Below are 16,732 nucleotides of genomic sequence, written 5' to 3'. Positions count from 1 at the left end.
GGACTGGCTGAATGCCTTCGCTAAAGGACCTCCGAAACCGTATCGCCTCGGTCAAGGCGACGCAGAAGATCACCAAGGCGATGCAGATGGTCGCCGCGGCGAAGCTGCGCCGCGCCCAGGAGGCGGCCGAGGCCGCGCGCCCCTATTCGCAGCGCATGGCCTCCGTGCTCGCCAACATCACCCAGGCGGTCGGCGGTGGCGGCGACGCCCCGGCGCTGATGACTGGCACCGGTAAGGACGACGTGCATCTGCTCGTCGTCTGCACGGCCGAGCGCGGCCTGTGCGGTGGCTTCAACAGCCAGATCGCACGTTTCGCGCGCGAGCACATCCGCAAGCTCATCGCCGCCGGCAAGCAGGTGAAGATCATCTGCGTCGGCAAGAAGGGTTTTGATATCCTTCGCCGCGACTACGGCAACCTGATCATCGAGCGCGTTGACCTGCGCGAGGTGAAGACGCTCGGCTTCGTCAACGCAGACGCCATCGCCAGGAAGGTGATCCACCTCTTCGAGGACGGCCAGTTCGGCGTCGCCACGCTGTTCTATTCGCAGTTCAAATCGGTGATTTCGCAGATCCCGACCGCGCAGCAGCTCATCCCCGCCGCAGCGCCGGAGAATGGCGGCAACGGTGGCGAGATCGGCAATGCCGTCTACGAATACGAGCCGGAGCCGGGCGAAATCCTCTCCGACCTGATCCCGCGCAACATCGCGGTGCAGATTTTTCGCGCGCTGCTCGAGAACGCAGCCGGCGAGATGGGCGCCAAGATGAGCGCCATGGACAACGCGACGCGCAACGCCGGCGACATGATCAACAAGCTGTCGATCACCTACAACCGCCAGCGCCAGGCGCAGATCACCAAGGAACTCATCGAGATTATTTCGGGCGCCGAGGCGCTCTAGCCCGCGCCGCCGGCTGGCGGATGAGGCGAAACCATTCGAACGAAAAGGGTAACAAAGATGGCGAAAGCAGCGACCCCCAAGGCACCGGCCGCGGCCGCTAAGGCTCCGGCCAAGAAAGCAGCGGCACCCGCCAAGGCGGCCAAGGTGGTGGAGACCACCGCCAACAGGCCGGCCATGCGCGAGACCGGGCCGAAGGGCAAGGTGCGCCAGGTCATCGGCGCCGTCGTCGACGTGCAGTTCGAGGATCACCTGCCGGCAATCCTGAACGCGCTGGAGACCGAAAACGTCGGCAACCGGCTTGTGCTCGAAGTCGCCCAGCATCTTGGCGAGAACACCGTGCGCTGCATTGCCATGGACTCCACCGAAGGCCTGGTGCGCGGCCAGCCGGTCGGCGACACCGGCGGCCCGATCTCGGTGCCGGTCGGCCCCGAAATGCTCGGCCGCATCATCAACGTCATCGGCGAGCCCGTGGACGAGGCCGGCCCGGTCAAGGCGACCGAGCTTCGCGCCATCCACCAGCCCGCTCCGGCCTATGTCGACCAGTCGACGGAAGCCCAGATCCTGGTGACGGGCATCAAGGTTCTCGACCTGCTGGCACCCTACGCCAAGGGCGGCAAGATCGGCCTGTTTGGCGGCGCCGGCGTCGGCAAGACCGTGCTGATCCAGGAACTGATCAACAACGTCGCGAAAGCTCACGGCGGCTTCTCGGTGTTCGCCGGCGTCGGCGAGCGCACCCGCGAGGGCAACGACCTCTATCACGAGTTCATCGAATCCGGCGTCAACAAGAAGGGTGGCGGCGAGGGCTCGAAGGCAGCACTCGTCTACGGCCAGATGAACGAGCCGCCGGGCGCCCGCGCCCGCGTCGGCCTGACCGGACTGACGGTTGCCGAATACTTCCGCGACCAGGGCCAGGACGTGCTGTTCTTCGTCGACAACATCTTCCGCTTCACCCAGGCGGGTTCGGAAGTGTCGGCGCTGCTCGGCCGCATCCCCTCGGCGGTGGGCTATCAGCCGACGCTCGCCACCGACATGGGCGCCCTGCAGGAGCGCATCACCACCACCACCACCGGCTCGATCACCTCGGTGCAGGCCATCTACGTGCCCGCCGACGACCTGACCGACCCGGCGCCGGCGACCTCGTTCGCCCACCTCGACGCGACGACCGTGCTCAACCGCGCCATCGCCGAGAAGGGCATCTACCCGGCGGTCGACCCGCTCGATTCGACCTCGCGCATGCTCGACCCGATGGTCGTCGGCGAGGAGCACTACCAGGTGGCCCGCCAGGTGCAGCAGACCTTGCAGCGCTACAAGTCGCTGCAGGACATCATCGCCATCCTGGGCATGGACGAGCTGTCGGAAGAGGACAAGCTGACGGTGGCCCGCGCCCGCAAGATCGAGCGCTTCCTGTCGCAGCCCTTCTTCGTGGCGGAAGTGTTCACCGGCGCGCCGGGCAAGCTGGTCGACCTCGCCGACACCATCAAGGGCTTCAAGGGCCTGGTGAACGGCGAATACGACCACCTGCCGGAAGCCGCCTTCTACATGGTCGGCTCCATCGAGGAGGCGGTCGAGAAGGCGCAGAAGCTGGCAGCGGAAGCGGCTTGATAGAAGCGAATAGCGAATAGGGAGTAGCGAATAGGGATTTTTGCGAATGCTGACGGCGAATTCTATTCGCTATTCGCTATTCGCTATTCGCTAAATTTGAATGGCTGAACCTTTCCAGTTCGAACTCGTCTCCCCCGAACGCCTTCTGGTTTCGGAAAAGGTCGAATCCGTCGTTATTCCGGGAACGGAAGGCGAGATGACGGTGATGGCCAACCATGCGCCGGTGATGTCGACCATCAAGCCGGGCGTGGTGACGGTCAATCCGGTGTCGGGTGAGAAGGAACGCTACGTCGTGTTCGGCGGCTTCGCCGACATTTTGCCTACCGGCTGCACGCTGCTCGCCGAATCGGCGGTTTCCGTGAAGGACCTCGACAAGGCCGAAATCGCCCGTCGCATCCAGGAGGCGCGCGAGGACCTCGCCGACGCCAAGGACCACGCCTCCCGCACCAAGGCGGAGGAATTCTTGAACCAGCTCACCACGCTGGAGGGAGCAATCCTACCGGCCTGATTGCCTGCGACTCGACCCAAAAAAGACAAAGCCGGGCGTTCGACCCGGCTTTTTCGTTTGTGCCGGGCGGCGGCGATCGGACGCCCAGCATGGGCCAAGGCGAACGGGGTGGAAAGTAGCGGTCAGGCCTTGGCAACCAGCCAGTAGACGGTGGAGCCTGCCGCAAGGGCCGCCAGAGACGCCAGGATGAACCGCCGGTAGAATGCCCGAGTCCCGAAGACGGTCGCATAGGTGGCTTTCGCGACAGTGTTGGAAATGACCGCGGCGCCGATGGCCAGCGCGGCGAGGGAGGCCGGCAACGTCTCCTCCATTCCGGCTATCGTCACAGTGGCGGCGTCGACATCCGCCAGACCCGACAGCGCCGCCACGATCACAACACCTGCGTCTCCGAACCATGAGGCCGCCGCTCGCGCCATGAAGGCGATGACGACCAGCATCAGGGCCATCTTTATCACGGTATCGAGATCGAATGGGTTCTCGGCTGGTTGTTCGGGGTGGTCGGACGATTCCATCCTCGCGAGAGCTACCGCGCACGCGGTCATGGCTGCTGCCGCAGCCAAAAGGGGCGGGATAAGATCCCGCACGAGTGGCGGCGCCAGCATCGCCACAAGCAGCGCCGTCCGGGCATAGGAGACGGCACAGGCTCCGAGCGCCCCCGCTGCAAGGGTTGGCGCATTCTCGCCGCTGGTCGATCGGCGCGCATTTGTGACGGTGGCCGCCGTCGATGAGATAAGCCCGCCGATCGCCCCGGCAACCAGTTCGCCCCGGCGGCTGCCCAGCAGCCTTACGGCGATGTAGCCGCAGAACGAGATTCCTGCGAGGATGATCGCGAGCAGCCAGGTCTCTGAGAGCGATATGCCGCCAAAGGGGCCGACCGGCTCCGATGGAACCAGCGGCAGAACAAGGAATGTCATTCCAAGCAGGATGATCGCCGAGCGCAATTCGATCCAGGTCAGCCGCCGCATGAAGGCGTGCAGGAATTCGCGGCTGGCGAGAATGGCCACCAGCGCCACGCCCCCAGCCGAAGCGAGGCTGGTATCTCCGTTGACGGCGATAACGCCGAGCGCGAAGGTCACCATCGCCGCGATTACCGACGTGGCGCTGTAGGTCTTGTCGGCGATTGCATCGCGGAGTTGGAAAACTGCGAACACCGCCGAGAATGCAACGAAGAATCCGACGATGACAATTCCTGAGGCCGAGCCCGCATTCGCCAAGCTTCGCGCGATCAGCCCCGCCGTGCCTCCCAGCATGCCCACCAAGGTAAATGTCCTAAGTCCGGCGGCCCGATGTCCATCGGGTTCGTCGCGTTCGCGCCAATGGCGCTCGATGCCGACGACTGCGCCGATGGCAACAGCCACGCCAAATTTATGAAGGATCTCGAGGCTTTCCATGGCCGAACATATCGGTCGAACGCTCAAACCCGTCAATCGTGATTGGGGTCCAGCATGGATGGACATGTTCGTCGCCGCCAGCGTGAACTGGAGCAGGTCTCAGGCCAGCTTCGTCAACTCGGCACCTGTGGAACCTGATCAAGGTCTGCGAACAGTCCGCGCGATTTCGCAGGCAGCCGGCGCGGGTAGCCAGGAACGCGTCTGAGCTGATCGACGACCAGGAACCGGCGGCGGCCGAAATCGCCGGCCCGGCGCCGCTGATCGACAGTGGCTGTCGTCGGCCTCATGCCGGCGTCGCGACGTTCACCAGCGCGCGCAGCTCATCGCTTTCCCGGAAGGCCGCCGCCTCCACCGGCTCCTGCTTGCCGGGCAGCATGACGGCGGAGAAGTCGGGCAGGGCGGGCCCGTCGGCCACCAGCAGCACAGCCTCCTTCGAGGCCACCAGCGTCGCGTCGAGGCGTTTCGTCTGCGCCTCCAGGCGTGCCGCGACGTTGCCGGTGTCGCCGAGGAAGGGCATGTCCTCCATCGCGCCGGTCCAATGCACGCCCACCACCGCGACACCGACATGCAGGCCGATGCCGACCTTCAGCGGCTCGGAGAGTTCCCTGTGCAGTTCGCCGTTCAGCGCCTCGATGCCGTCCCAGATGCCCAGCGCCGCGCGGAAGGCGTCGCGGGCCGCGTCACGCGCCGGCCCCTCGACGCCGAAGACGCTCATCACCCCGTCGCCGGCGATGTTGGTGACGTGCCCGCCGCACAGCCGCACCGCGGCCGAAACCGCCTTGATGTAGCGCTCGACGATGAACAGCGTATCGTAGGGCAGGCGGTCGTCGGCGAGCCGCGTCGACTGGCGCAGGTCGACGAACAGCGCGGCCACTTCCGCTTCGCGTCTGCCGCCGGCGGGCAGGCCGGGCGGGCTTCCGCGCCGCTGGGCGGCAGTCGCCGAATGCACCAGCGGCACGACGGCAAGGTCGTTCTCCGGCCGGATCTGGCAGGCGAGCCGCACCGAGGGCGGCGCACCGATGCGCGATAAGAGCCGCTGTTCGTCCGGCCCAGCAGGGGGCAAGGTCTCGCCGCCGGCCATCACGTCGACGCGGCAGGTGGAGCAGCGTCCCCTGCCGCCGCAGACCGAAGCATGCGGGATGCCGCCCCAGCGGCTCGCCTCCAGCACGCTGTAGCCCGCCGGCACCGTGACCACACGCCCGCCCGGATAGGTGATGCGCACCGACCGGAAGCGTGTCGCGTGCCAGTCGCGCGCCGCCCGCAGGCCGACCACGCCGGCAAGCAGCAAGGCGTAGGCGAGCGTCAGCCCATCGACGAATCGGCCGACCGCGGCCGCCTTCTGCGCCTGCGCCGTGCCTGGCACGTCGATGACATTTGGCGGCAGCAGCGCCGGATTGGCGGCGGCGAGCTCGCGCATGTCCAGCCCGGCATTGATGAAGCCGAGGATCGCCAGCACCGGAATGAGGGTTGCCGCCGCCGTCAGCGCCGGCACGGCGCGCGCGTACCATTGCTTTGTCCGCAGCCAGGCGCGGATGCCGATGCAGCCGTGGATCCACACCACGATCAGCAGCAGCAACTGGCGCGGCAAGCCGAACACCGTGTCGGCGACCCAGTAGGTATGGATGACGCGGGCGTAGTCCACATCGAGATCCTGCACGCTCTCCGCGTAGCGCACCCCGGCGCCATGAGCGATCAGCAGCAGCGGGATGGCGAGGCCGAGCGACAGTTGCACCGCCTCGGTGACGGGAATGCGCAGATGGCGGCGGCGGTAGAAGGCGCGCAGGCCTAGGCCGGCATGGATCAGCAGCGAACCGTAGAGCAGCACCTGCCCCGGAAAGCTCTGCCAGGGATCGAGCAGGAACTTCGACGCCTGCTCCATCGCCTCGACCGAGCGGATGCCGAAGGCGTGGTTCAAAAAATGCATCAGCGCGTAGAGGAACAGAACCTGCCCGGTCCACAGCCGGAGCTTGCGCAGTAAACCCCGCTGCGAGGCCGAGCGGTCGGCGGGGCGTACGGAAGATGTGCCGGCCGTGCTCAAGCGGCGCTCTCCGGCCAGCGCGCAATATCGCTAAACCGCCGCGCGGACACGCAGACCACAAATTGCCGACACGGCATCATCATCGAAAAGAACTTTCGGCACGTTTCAATTAGCTTACCGTCAAATAGGGGTCCGGCCATCGTTCGCAATCCGAATTCAACGCCACGCGTTGCAATTCGCGGGAACTGCGGACAGGTTAGAGTAACAGGTCTTCAGGACGACGGGGAGGATGGCGTCATGGCGGAAAGCGCGCCGCTCAGCCTGCATGTTCCAGAGCCGGAGGTCCGGCCCGGCGGCACGCCCGATTTTTCCAACGTGCCGATTCCGAAGGCCGGTTCGGTGCCACGTCCACCGGTCGACGTCGACGCCAAGGATATACGCGACCTCGCCTATTCGATCATCCGCGTGCTGAACCGCGACGGCGAGGCGGTCGGCCCATGGGCCGGCACGCTCAGCGACGCCGAGTTGCTGGAAGGCCTGCGCCACATGATGACGCTGCGCACCTTCGACGCGCGCATGCAGATGGCGCAGCGGCAGGGCAAGACCTCCTTCTACATGCAGCATATGGGCGAGGAGGCGGTGAGCTGCGCCTTCCGCAAGGCGCTGCTGCCCGGCGACATGAACTTTCCGACCTACCGCCAGGCCGGCCTTTTGATCGCCGGCGGCTATCCGATGGTCGAGATGATGAACCAGATCTATTCCAACGAGCGCGACCCGCTGAAGGGCCGGCAACTGCCGATCATGTACTCGGCAAAGGATTTTGGGTTCTTCTCTATTTCCGGCAATCTGGCCACGCAGTTCATCCAGGCGGTCGGCTGGGCGATGGCTTCGGCCATCCGCAACGATACGAAGATCGCGGTAGGATGGGTCGGCGACGGCTCGACCGCCGAGAGTGACTTTCACGCGGCCCTGGTCTTCGCCTCCACCTACCGGGCGCCGGTGGTGCTCAACATCGTCAACAACCAGTGGGCGATCTCGACCTTCCAGGGTATCGCACGTGGAGGCTCCGGCACATTTGCCGCGCGTGGTCTGGGCTTCGGGATCCCGGCTCTGCGCGTCGACGGCAACGATTACCTCGCCGTCCACGCCGTGGCCAAATGGGCAGCGGATCGGGCGCGAAAAAATCTCGGGCCGACGCTGGTCGAATACGTCACCTACCGCGTCGGCGCGCATTCGACCTCCGACGATCCCTCCGCCTACCGGCCGAAGGAGGAGTCTTCCGCCTGGCCGCTCGGCGATCCGGTGCTGAGATTGAAGGCGCATCTGATCGTCAAGGGCGCCTGGTCGGAGGAGCGCCACAAGCAGGCCGAAGCCGAGATCCTCGACACGGTCATCGCCGCTCAGAAGGAAGCCGAAAGCCACGGCACGCTGCATGCAGGCGGCAAACCTTCGGTGCGCGACATGTTCGAGGGCGTCTATGCCGAGATGCCGCCGCATCTGAGGCGCCAGCGCCAGCAGGCGGGGGTGTAACGCAATGCCCCGCAAGACCATGATCGAGGCGATCCGCGACGCCATGGACGTGTCGATGGGCCGCGACGACGCCGTCGTCGTGTTCGGCGAGGATGTCGGCTATTTCGGCGGCGTCTTCCGTTGCACCGCCGGCCTCCAGCAGAAATACGGCAAGTCGCGCTGCTTCGACGCGCCGATCAACGAGCTCGGCATCGTCGGCGCTGCCATCGGCATGGCCGCCTACGGCTTGCGCCCCTGCGTGGAGGTGCAGTTCGCCGACTACGTCTACCCGGCCTACGACCAGATCGTCTCGGAGGCGGCGCGGCTGCGCTATCGCTCCAACGGCGAGTTCACCTGCCCGATCGTCATCCGCATGCCGACCGGCGGCGGCATTTTCGGCGGCCAGACGCACAGCCAGAGCCCGGAGGCGCTGTTCACCCACGTATCCGGCCTGAAGGTCGTCGTGCCGTCAAATCCGGCCGATGCCAAGGGCCTGCTCATCGCTGCGATCGAGGATCCCGACCCGGTTATCTTCCTCGAGCCGAAACGGCTCTACAACGGCCCCTTCGACGGTCATCACGAGCGGCCGGTGACGCCGTGGTCGAAACATCCGCTCGGCGAGGTGGCCGACGGCCACTATGCCGAGCCGCTTGGCAAGGCTGCGATCCGGCGGGCGGGATCGCAGCTCACGGTGCTCGCCTACGGCACCATGGTCTATGTCGCCGAGGCGGCGGCGGAGGAAACCGGCATCGACGCCGAGATCATCGACCTGCGCACGCTTCTGCCGCTAGACCTCGACGCTATCGTGGCCTCGGTGCAGAAGACCGGCCGCTGCACAGTCGTCCACGAGGCGACGCTGACCTCCGGCTTCGGCGCTGAGCTCGCGGCGCTGGTGCAGCGCCACTGCTTCTACCATCTCGAAGCGCCGGTGATGCGGGTGACGGGCTGGGATACGCCCTATCCGCACGCGCAGGAGTGGGACTATTTCCCAGGTCCGGCGCGCGTCGGCCGCGCCTTCGTCGAAACGATGGAGGCCTGATCATGGCCGAGCACACGATAAAACTTCCCGACGTGGGCGAGGGGGTCGCCGAGGCCGAGCTGGTCGAATGGCATGTCAAGGTCGGCGACCTGGTGCGCGAGGATTCGCTGCTCGCCGCCGTGATGACCGACAAGGCGACCGTCGAGATTCCTTCTCCGGTCGAGGGCGAGATCGTGTGGCTGGGCGGCGAGATCGGCGAAACGATCGCGGTGGGGTCGCCGATCGTGCGGATCAAAATGGCCGGCGGCGGCAAGGCTGAAGCGGGCGAAGGGCCAGCCACCGCAGTACCGCCGAACGATTCGGCAGCCGGCAAAACGCCGGCTAACGACAGCGCATTGACGGCTGCATCCGAGAAAACCAAGGCTGAATCGAAGTCGGCCGCATCGGCGCCTTCTTCGGCGGCATCGTCGAAAACTTCGGCAGCCGCAAAGGCCGAAACACGGAGCGGCACCCCGTCAAGCACTTCTGCCCGTCCCTTGCCCTCTGGCGCCCCCCGGCCAGCAGGCGAAAGGCCATTGGCTTCCCCCGCCGTGCGCCTGCGCGCAAAGGAAGCCGGCGTCGACCTGCGTCAAGTCGTCGGTTCCGGCCCGGCCGGCCGCATCTCTCACGAAGACCTTGACGGCTTCCTGCAGCGCGGCGCGCAGCCAGTGCGGCCGGCCGGCCTCACGCCCGACGATACGGTCGAAGAGATCAAGATCGTCGGGCTGAGACGGAAAATCGCGGAAAAGATGCGGCTGGCGAAATCGCGCATCCCGCACATCACCTATGTCGAGGAGATCGACGTCACCGCGCTGGAGGAACTGCGGGCAAAACTCAACGCCGAGAAGAAGCCGGGACGGCCGAAGCTGACCGTCCTGCCCTTCCTGATGCGGGCGATGGTGAAGGCGATAAAGGAACAGCCGGGCGTCAACGCCCTGTTCGACGACGAGGCCGGCGTCATCCACCGCCACGGCGCCGTCCATATCGGCATCGCAGCGCAGACGCCGGCGGGACTGATGGTGCCGGTGGTGCGGCACGCCGAGGCGCGCGACCTGTTCGATTGCGCCGCCGAGATCAACCGGCTGGCCGAGGCCGCCAAGGCGGGCACGGCGACACGCGAGGAACTGTCCGGCTCGACCATCACCATTACCTCGCTCGGCGCCATGGGCGGCGTGGCGACGACGCCGGTGATCAATCACCCGGAAGTGGCAATCGTTGGCGTCAACAAGATCATGGTGCGGCCGGTCTGGGACGGCACGCAGTTCATTCCGCGCAAGATGATGAACCTGTCCTCCTCCTTCGACCATCGTGTCGTCGATGGCTGGGACGCCGCTGTCTTCATCCAGCGCATCAAGGCGCTGCTGGAGACGCCGGCAATGATCTTCGTGGAGGGGTGAGGTGAACGCGGCCCCTCTACCCTCCCCCTTGTGGGGAGGGTCGACGAGCAATCCAAGCGAAGCGAGGATTGCGAGGCGGGGTGGGGGTGCGTTCGGTGGCATGCTGCCGCTTTGTTCACCCCCACCCCGGCTCGTTCGCTTTGCTTCGCAAATCGCCCTCGCCGACCCTCCCCACAAGGGGGAGGGTAAGGCGCTGCGCCCTACGGGAGACAGTCGATGAAAGAAATCTCCTGCAAGCTGCTGGTCGTCGGCGCCGGCCCTGGCGGTTATGTCTGCGCCATCCGCGCCGGGCAGCTCGGCATCGACACCGTCATCGTCGAGGCGAAGAAGCCGGGCGGCACCTGCCTCACCATCGGCTGCATCCCGTCCAAGGCGCTGATCCATGCGGCGGAAGAGTTCGAGGCGGTAAAGCTGGCCGGCGAGGGCAGGAGCGCCGTCGGCATCTCGCTCAGCGCGCCAGCGATAGATCTGTCCAAAACCGTCGCCTGGAAAGACCGCATCGTCGGTCGACTGACCAACGGCGTCGCCGGCCTGCTGAAGAAGGCGAACGTCAAATCCGTCCACGGTTTCGCCAAGTTCCGCGACGGCAAGACAGTCGAAGTCGAGACCGAGACCGGCACGCAGGTGATCCGCGCCGACACGATTGTCATCGCCACCGGTTCTGTGCCGGTCGAGCTGCAGTCGCTGCCCTTCGGCGGGCCGGTAATTTCCTCCACCGAGGCGCTGTCGCTGAAGGCCGTGCCCGAAAATCTTGCCGTGGTCGGCGCCGGTTATATCGGGCTGGAGCTCGGCATCGCCTTCGCCAAACTGGGCTCGAAGGTGACAGTGGTCGAGGCGCTGGACCGCATTCTCCCACTCTACGATGCCGAACTGACAAAGCCGGCGGGAAAACGCCTTGCTGCGCTCGGCATCGAGGTTCTGCTCGGCGCCAAGGCGCAGGGGTTGGAGCCGAAGACCGATCGACTGATCGTCGAAACCGCCGACGGCGCGACAAGGCAGATCATAGCCGAGCGGATCCTCGTCGCCGTCGGGCGCACACCGGCCGTCGAAGGCTGGGGCCTGGAGGAACTCGACCTTGCCCGGACCGGCGCGTTCATCCGGATCGACGACCAGTGCCGCAGCTCGATGCGCGGCGTCTTCGCCATCGGCGACGTCACCGGCGAGCCGATGCTGGCGCACCGCGCCATGGCGCAGGGCGAGATGGTGGCAGAGATCGTCGCCGGCCACAAACGAAGCTGGGACAAGCGCTGCATCCCCGCCATCTGCTTCACCGATCCGGAAGTCGTCAGCGCCGGGCTGACGCCCGACGAAGCGAAGGCCGCCGGTCGCGAGGTCAAGATCGGCCTGTTCCCCTTCGCCGCCAACGGCCGGGCGATGACCAAGCATGGCGAGGACGGTTTTGTTCGGGTGGTCGCCCGCGCCGACAATCACCTGGTGCTGGGCATCCAGGCGGTCGGCCAGGGCGTGTCGGAACTGTCCGCCGCCTTCGGTCTGGCGATCGAGATGGGCGCCCGGCTGGAGGACATCGCCGGCACCATCCACTCGCACCCGACTCAGGGCGAGGCGTTCCAGGAGGCGGCATTGAAGGCGCTCGGCCAGGCGCTGCATATTTGAGAGCCGGGACTAGAGCATTTCCGGGCAAATCCTGGTCAGCTCTGTTTCTCCGATGGCGAGGCGATCCGCCAGGAGAGGCGCGAAGGTCGTGGTGGCGCCACGGCCGAGCGGCTCGACGCAGCGGGCGCCCGCCAGCGGGAAACCCTTCGGGCCGGGTGCATTTGGCCCAAATCCTTCGGGTTCCGGCTCGGCCGTATCGCCGTGAACCATCTCTTGCTCAGAACATTCTGGCGAAGGGTCGATCACCGTGAGTCGTCCGGATTGGTTTGGATCGAGACAGACCCGTCCCGGGCGATCAAAATACTACGGATCGCGACAAGCTCATCCGACTGAACAACACGGCGCCATCGTTCCGAGAAGCCGTGCTGCCCACCCGAGGCCGGGCTCGTACAACGCGAAACGGGATCTCCCTGTCCTCGCTCGAACCAAGCTGTTGAAAGAGCAGTATCTTCCACGCTTCACGCGCTCCGAGATCGTCGGGAGCGAGCGGCTTTGGAGGGCTCACGCCGCCTGCAGCTTGACCAGCTTCTGCGCCACATCCAGCCGGAGCAGTTCGGCCAGTTCGCGCGCGGCGCGGTTTTCGGCGTCGCGGCGGGCGCGCAAATTGGCGAATTCCTGCGTCGGCTGGTCGTAGGAGGCGGGGATCGTCCGCGTTCCCTTGGCGACCGGATTGCCGGTGGCGAGATCGATCAGCACATAGCTTCCCGTCATGTGCAGGGTCGCCGCCGTCGGGCGGTTGTCGTTGTCGATCTCGATCACCGCTTCGTCGACCACCTGCACGGCAGCAGTGAGCGTCATCTTGTATTTCGCCTGCGCCGGTTGGCCGGCCCCGCCGTTGAACAGGAAAATCAACTGGTTACGCAGTTCCTGCGCATAGCGCGTATCGACGGCGTCGATCGATATCTGCTTCAGCCCTTCCGCCGCCCCGGGCACGGCGCCGGTCTGGATGCCGGCATCCGAATAGAGCGGACGCACTGTGCAGGCCGACGCCAACACCAGTGCCGCGCACAGCGCGAGGATGCCGGCGCTGCGGAACGGGCCGACGGCGAGCAGACGATCAGGCAACGACATTGACGATCCTTTGCGGTACCACGATCACCTTGCGCGGCACTTTGCCCTCGAGCGCCTTCTGCACGACCTCGAGTGCAAGTGCTGCCTTCTCCACCGCAGCTTGGTCTGCGTCGCGGCTGATCGTCAAGTCGCCGCGCTTCTTGCCGTTGATCTGCACGGGATAGACGATCTCGTTGTCCACCGTCAGCGCCGGATCGAAGGCCGGCCACGGCCGCTCGGCGACCAGGCCCTCACCACCGAGCGCGGCCCAGCACTCCTCCGCCAGGTGCGGCATCATCGGCGCGATCATCGACAGCAGGAATTCCAACGCCTGGCGCAGCGCAGCGGCGTCCGCGGAAGCCAGCTTGGCCGTTCCGTCCGCCTCATCCTGGGTCGAGCCGAGGAAGGCGCTGATCTTGTTGGTCAGATCGTAGACGCGCGCCACCGCCTTGTTGAAGCCGAGCCGGTCGATATCCTCGCCTACCGCCTTCAGCGTCTTGTGCGCGACCTTGGACAAGGCGCCGGCCTCACCCTCCGAGGTGCCGGCGGGCGCCATTCCGGCAACAGCCGGAGCGGCTTCCGAGACCAGCCGCCAGACACGCTGCACGAAGCGGTGCGCGCCTTCGACGCCGGCCTCCGTCCAGATCACGTCGCGCTCCGGCGGCGAATCCGACAGCATGAACCAGCGTGCAGTATCAGCGCCGTAGCTGGCGATGATGTCGTCCGGGTCGACCACGTTTTTCCGCGATTTCGACATCTTCTCGATCGCGCCGATCTCGACGGGCGTGCCGTCCTTGATCAGCACGGCGCGGCGCACGCCATCGACTTCCTCGATCTTGACTTCCGCCGGCGTGATCCAGCCTTCCGGCAGGCGGTAGGTCTCGTGCACGACCATGCCCTGTGTGAACAGGCCCTCGAACGGCTCCTCGACATCCGTGACATGGCCCGTCGCCTTCATGGCGCGGACATAGAAGCGCGAGTAGAGCAGATGCAGGATCGCGTGCTCGATGCCGCCGATATACTGGTTGACCGGCAGCCAGCCCTTCTTCCCGTCGACCACTGGCAGGGTCGTCGGCGCATCCTCGTTCCACGGATCGGTGAAACGGGCGAAATACCAGGACGAATCGACGAACGTGTCCATCGTGTCGGTGTCGCGCCGCGCCGGCTTGCCGCAGTTCGGACAGGTGACGTGTTTCCACGTCGCATGGTGGTCGAGCGGATTGCCTGGCCGGTCGAAGGTCACGTCGTCGGGCAGAACGATCGGCAGCGCGCTGTCAGGCACGGGCAGCGAACCGCAATCGTCGCAATGGATCACCGGGATCGGACAGCCCCAATAGCGCTGGCGCGAGATCAGCCAGTCGCGCAGCCGGAACTGCACCTTTCGCTCGGCCATGGCCCGGTTGCCGATCGACACGTCGGCCAGGCGGTTCGCCACCTCCTCGAAGGCTGCTTTCGGCTTCATGCCGTCAAGGAAGCGCGAATTGATCATCACGCCGTCGTCGCCATGGGCCACGTCGGTGATCTTGAACGCCTTTTCGTCGGCGCCTTCGGGCATGACGACCGGAACGACGGGCAGGCCATATTTGTTCGCGAAGTCGAGGTCGCGCTGGTCGTCGGACGGGCAGCCGAAGATCGCCCCCGTGCCGTAGTCCATCAGCACGAAGTTCGCCACATAGACGGGCAGCGTCCAGCTTTCGTCGAACGGATGGATGACGCGGATGCCGGTATCGAAACCCCGCTTCTCCGCAGTCTCGAGTGCTGCCACCGAGGTGCCCATGCGCCGCACTTCCTCCATGAAGGCGGCCAGCTCCGGATTGCTCTGCGCGGCCTTCCTGGCCAGCGGATGGTCGGCGGCGATGGCCATGAACGAAGCGCCGAAGATGGTGTCCGGGCGGGTCGTATAGATCTCCAATTCGCTCTCGCCGGCCGGCGCGGTGCCCTTGGCCAGCGGCCAGCGGATCAGCAGGCCCTCCGAGCGGCCGATCCAGTTCGCCTGCATCAGCTTGACCTTGTCCGGCCAGCGATCCAGCGTATCCAGGCTGTCCAGCAAATCCTGTGACATGGACGTGATCTTGAAGAACCACTGCGTCAGGTCGCGCTGCTCGACCGCGGCGCCGGAGCGCCAGCCCTTGCCGTCGATCACCTGCTCGTTGGCCAGCACGGTCATGTCGACCGGATCCCAGTTGACCTTGGCCGACCGCCGCTCGACCAGGCCGGCCTTCCAGAAGTCCAGGAAGAGCTTTTGCTGGTGCTTGTAGTAGCTGGGGTCGCAGGTCGCGATCTCGCGCGCCCAGTCCAGCGACAGGCCCATCGTCTTCAACTGGCCCTTCATCGTCTCGATGTTGGCATAGGTCCAGTCGCGCGGGTTCACCTTGTTGTCGCGCGCGGCGTTCTCCGCCGGCAGGCCGAATGCGTCCCAGCCCATCGGGTGCAGCACGTTCTTGCCGCGGGCGCGCTGGAAGCGCGCCACCACGTCGCCCATCGTGTAGTTGCGGACATGGCCCATGTGGATGCGCCCCGACGGATAGGGGAACATCTCCAACACGTAATATTTCTCGCGCGGGTCGTCGTTCTTCGTCTCGAAGAGTTTTGCCGCGTCCCAGGCCTTCTGCCATTTCGGCTCGGATGCGCGCGGATTGTATCGTTCGGTTGCCATTATCGGAAATTCACTGGATAAGACGGGCGAAATGGGTTCGGCGGACCTTCACCACGGTTTGCCGGGGGCGTCAACTTCAAGCGTGAAAGTCACGTTGAACGTGACACCAATCAGCCGGCAGGTGAGGCATGAGCGACGCAGTTTCCCGGCTGGCGGAAGTGAAGGCAAAAATCGCCGCGGCCGAGCGCGAGGCAAAGCGAGCGGCCGGCAGCGTGACGCTGGTCGCCGTGTCGAAAACCTTCGACGCGGCCGATGTCCGCCCGATCATCGAAGCCGGGCAGCGCGTATTCGGCGAGAACCGCGTGCAGGAAGCGCAAGGCAAATGGCCGGCGCTGAAGGCCGAATGGCCTGATATCGAACTGCATCTGATCGGCCCGCTGCAATCCAACAAGGCAAAAGAGGCCGTGGCGCTGTTCGACGTGATCGAGACGGTCGACCGCGAGAAGATCGCCGCCGAACTTGCCAGGGAAATCGCCCGGCAAGGCAAGGCGCCAAGACTGTTCGTGCAGGTCAACACCGGCTCGGAGCCGCAAAAAGCCGGCATCGAGCCGCGCGAGGCGGTCGCATTCGTCAAACGCTGCCGCGATGTCCATGGCCTCGCCATCGAGGGCCTGATGTGCATCCCGCCTTTCGACGAAAATCCCGGCCCGCATTTCGCGCTGCTGGACAAGCTGGCGCGGCAGGCCGGTGCCGAAAAACTCTCCATGGGCATGTCCGGCGACTACGAACTGGCGGTCGCTTTCGGCGCGACCAGCGTTCGCGTCGGCTCGGCGATTTTCGGGGCGCGATAAGGCGCATCGTTTGAGTGGAAGCGGTTCCCAGGATTCCCTGGAACCGACGCCTAGATGTGGAGCCTCAACAGGTTGTCCCCGGACAATCCGAGGCGACTGATGGGTGTTTTGGATTTTAGGCTGCCGTGTGGGCGATGCCAATTGTATCGATGCATCCAAACGGGCAACTCGGCAGCCCGGTGCGTCGAGGTTGGATAAGCTAAGGCGTAGGCCCATTCCCTGAGCGCGGTCTGGATGAAGCGTTCGGCCTTGCCGTTGGTCTTTGGCGTATACGGCTTGGTGCGGATGTGTTTGAGGTCGTGGTCGCGGCAGGCCCTCGCGA

The 16,732-nt window shown here is 65.6% G+C and carries 14 protein-coding genes; 9 read left to right on the top strand and 5 right to left on the bottom strand.

Features of this window, described 5'->3' with window-relative positions; genetic code table 11:
* The first annotated feature begins 11 nt into the window (after nt 1-11).
* The 3 genes from RB623_RS24725 to RB623_RS24715 all read left to right on the top strand — a co-directional run bounded on the left by RB623_RS24725 (nt 12) and on the right by RB623_RS24715 (nt 3,006).
* Nucleotides 12-896 (top strand): F0F1 ATP synthase subunit gamma, encoded by an 885-nt coding sequence (locus tag RB623_RS24725; RefSeq protein WP_308059756.1) that lies wholly within the window; start codon nt 12-14, stop codon nt 894-896.
* A 57-nt stretch (nt 897-953) separates the two neighbouring features.
* On the top strand, nt 954-2,498 hold the full coding sequence (gene atpD, locus RB623_RS24720) for a F0F1 ATP synthase subunit beta (RefSeq protein WP_308059754.1): 1,545 nt from the start codon (nt 954-956) through the stop codon (nt 2,496-2,498).
* A gap of 100 nt (nt 2,499-2,598) precedes the next feature.
* Nucleotides 2,599-3,006, top strand: coding sequence for a F0F1 ATP synthase subunit epsilon (locus tag RB623_RS24715; RefSeq protein ID WP_308059753.1), 408 nt, complete (start codon nt 2,599-2,601; stop codon nt 3,004-3,006).
* A 122-nt stretch (nt 3,007-3,128) separates the two neighbouring features.
* On the opposite strand, the gene RB623_RS24710 is transcribed toward RB623_RS24715, so the two are convergent.
* Nucleotides 3,129-4,364, bottom strand: coding sequence for an MgtC/SapB family protein (locus tag RB623_RS24710; RefSeq protein WP_308059752.1), 1,236 nt, complete (start codon nt 4,362-4,364; stop codon nt 3,129-3,131).
* 31 nt (nt 4,365-4,395) lie between these two features.
* Here RB623_RS24710 and RB623_RS24705 point away from each other — a divergent pair, with 31 nt between their 5' ends.
* Nucleotides 4,396-4,602, top strand: coding sequence for a hypothetical protein (locus tag RB623_RS24705; RefSeq protein WP_308059750.1), 207 nt, complete (start codon nt 4,396-4,398; stop codon nt 4,600-4,602).
* 78 nt (nt 4,603-4,680) lie between these two features.
* Here the strand turns inward: RB623_RS24705 and RB623_RS24700 are convergent, their stop codons facing one another.
* Entirely contained in the window at nt 4,681-6,435 is a 1,755-nt protein-coding gene (locus RB623_RS24700; protein WP_308059748.1) for an adenylate/guanylate cyclase domain-containing protein, read from the bottom strand.
* A 237-nt stretch (nt 6,436-6,672) separates the two neighbouring features.
* Between RB623_RS24700 and RB623_RS24695 the strand changes: the two genes are divergently transcribed.
* The 4 genes from RB623_RS24695 (at nt 6,673) to lpdA (ending at nt 11,913) form a co-directional block, all read left to right on the top strand.
* Nucleotides 6,673-7,905 carry a 3-methyl-2-oxobutanoate dehydrogenase (2-methylpropanoyl-transferring) subunit alpha gene (locus RB623_RS24695; RefSeq protein WP_308059747.1) on the top strand — a complete coding sequence of 411 codons (1,233 nt, stop codon included), beginning with the start codon at nt 6,673-6,675 and terminating at the stop codon, nt 7,903-7,905.
* A gap of 4 nt (nt 7,906-7,909) precedes the next feature.
* Nucleotides 7,910-8,923 carry an alpha-ketoacid dehydrogenase subunit beta gene (locus tag RB623_RS24690; RefSeq protein WP_308059746.1) on the top strand — a complete coding sequence of 338 codons (1,014 nt, stop codon included), beginning with the start codon at nt 7,910-7,912 and terminating at the stop codon, nt 8,921-8,923.
* Nucleotides 8,924-8,925: 2 nt separating this feature from the next.
* On the top strand, nt 8,926-10,299 hold the full coding sequence (locus tag RB623_RS24685) for a dihydrolipoamide acetyltransferase family protein (RefSeq protein ID WP_308059745.1): 1,374 nt from the start codon (nt 8,926-8,928) through the stop codon (nt 10,297-10,299).
* A gap of 216 nt (nt 10,300-10,515) precedes the next feature.
* Entirely contained in the window at nt 10,516-11,913 is a 1,398-nt protein-coding gene (gene lpdA / locus RB623_RS24680; RefSeq protein WP_308059744.1) for a dihydrolipoyl dehydrogenase, read from the top strand.
* Between the two features lie 501 nt (nt 11,914-12,414).
* Here the strand turns inward: lpdA and lptE are convergent.
* Both lptE and leuS read right to left on the bottom strand, forming a co-directional pair.
* On the bottom strand, nt 12,415-12,984 hold the full coding sequence (lptE, locus tag RB623_RS24675; RefSeq protein ID WP_308059743.1) for an LPS assembly lipoprotein LptE: 570 nt from the start codon (nt 12,982-12,984) through the stop codon (nt 12,415-12,417).
* On the bottom strand, nt 12,971-15,619 hold the full coding sequence (gene leuS, locus RB623_RS24670) for a leucine--tRNA ligase (RefSeq protein WP_308059742.1): 2,649 nt from the start codon (nt 15,617-15,619) through the stop codon (nt 12,971-12,973). Before leuS ends, lptE begins: the two co-directional genes overlap by 14 nt.
* Before the next feature lie 128 nt (nt 15,620-15,747).
* Between leuS and RB623_RS24665 the strand changes: the two genes are divergently transcribed.
* A complete protein-coding gene (locus RB623_RS24665; RefSeq protein WP_308059741.1) occupies nt 15,748-16,410 on the top strand; it encodes a YggS family pyridoxal phosphate-dependent enzyme in 663 nt (220 codons plus the stop codon).
* A gap of 50 nt (nt 16,411-16,460) precedes the next feature.
* Here RB623_RS24665 and RB623_RS24660 read toward each other — a convergent pair.
* Nucleotides 16,461-16,732 (bottom strand): integrase core domain-containing protein (locus tag RB623_RS24660; RefSeq protein WP_308059739.1); only part of this gene is annotated, 272 nt, incomplete at its 5' end.

This window comes from Mesorhizobium sp. LHD-90 (genome assembly GCF_030929505.1).
GTDB lineage: Bacteria > Pseudomonadota > Alphaproteobacteria > Rhizobiales > Rhizobiaceae > Kumtagia.
This window is presented reverse-complemented; position numbering and strand designations above follow the sequence as displayed.

Coding starts and splice junctions, on each gene's coding strand:
- RB623_RS24705 (WP_308059750.1), top strand. CDS start 4,396: ATGGCCGAACATATCGGTCGAACGCTCAAACCCGTCAATCGTGATTGG.
- RB623_RS24685 (WP_308059745.1), top strand. CDS start 8,926: ATGGCCGAGCACACGATAAAACTTCCCGACGTGGGCGAGGGGGTCGCC.
- leuS (WP_308059742.1), bottom strand. CDS start 15,619: ATGGCAACCGAACGATACAATCCGCGCGCATCCGAGCCGAAATGGCAG.
- RB623_RS24695 (WP_308059747.1), top strand. CDS start 6,673: ATGGCGGAAAGCGCGCCGCTCAGCCTGCATGTTCCAGAGCCGGAGGTC.
- lpdA (WP_308059744.1), top strand. CDS start 10,516: ATGAAAGAAATCTCCTGCAAGCTGCTGGTCGTCGGCGCCGGCCCTGGC.
- RB623_RS24725 (WP_308059756.1), top strand. CDS start 12: ATGCCTTCGCTAAAGGACCTCCGAAACCGTATCGCCTCGGTCAAGGCG.
- atpD (WP_308059754.1), top strand. CDS start 954: ATGGCGAAAGCAGCGACCCCCAAGGCACCGGCCGCGGCCGCTAAGGCT.
- RB623_RS24715 (WP_308059753.1), top strand. CDS start 2,599: ATGGCTGAACCTTTCCAGTTCGAACTCGTCTCCCCCGAACGCCTTCTG.
- RB623_RS24690 (WP_308059746.1), top strand. CDS start 7,910: ATGCCCCGCAAGACCATGATCGAGGCGATCCGCGACGCCATGGACGTG.
- RB623_RS24665 (WP_308059741.1), top strand. CDS start 15,748: ATGAGCGACGCAGTTTCCCGGCTGGCGGAAGTGAAGGCAAAAATCGCC.
- lptE (WP_308059743.1), bottom strand. CDS start 12,984: ATGTCGTTGCCTGATCGTCTGCTCGCCGTCGGCCCGTTCCGCAGCGCC.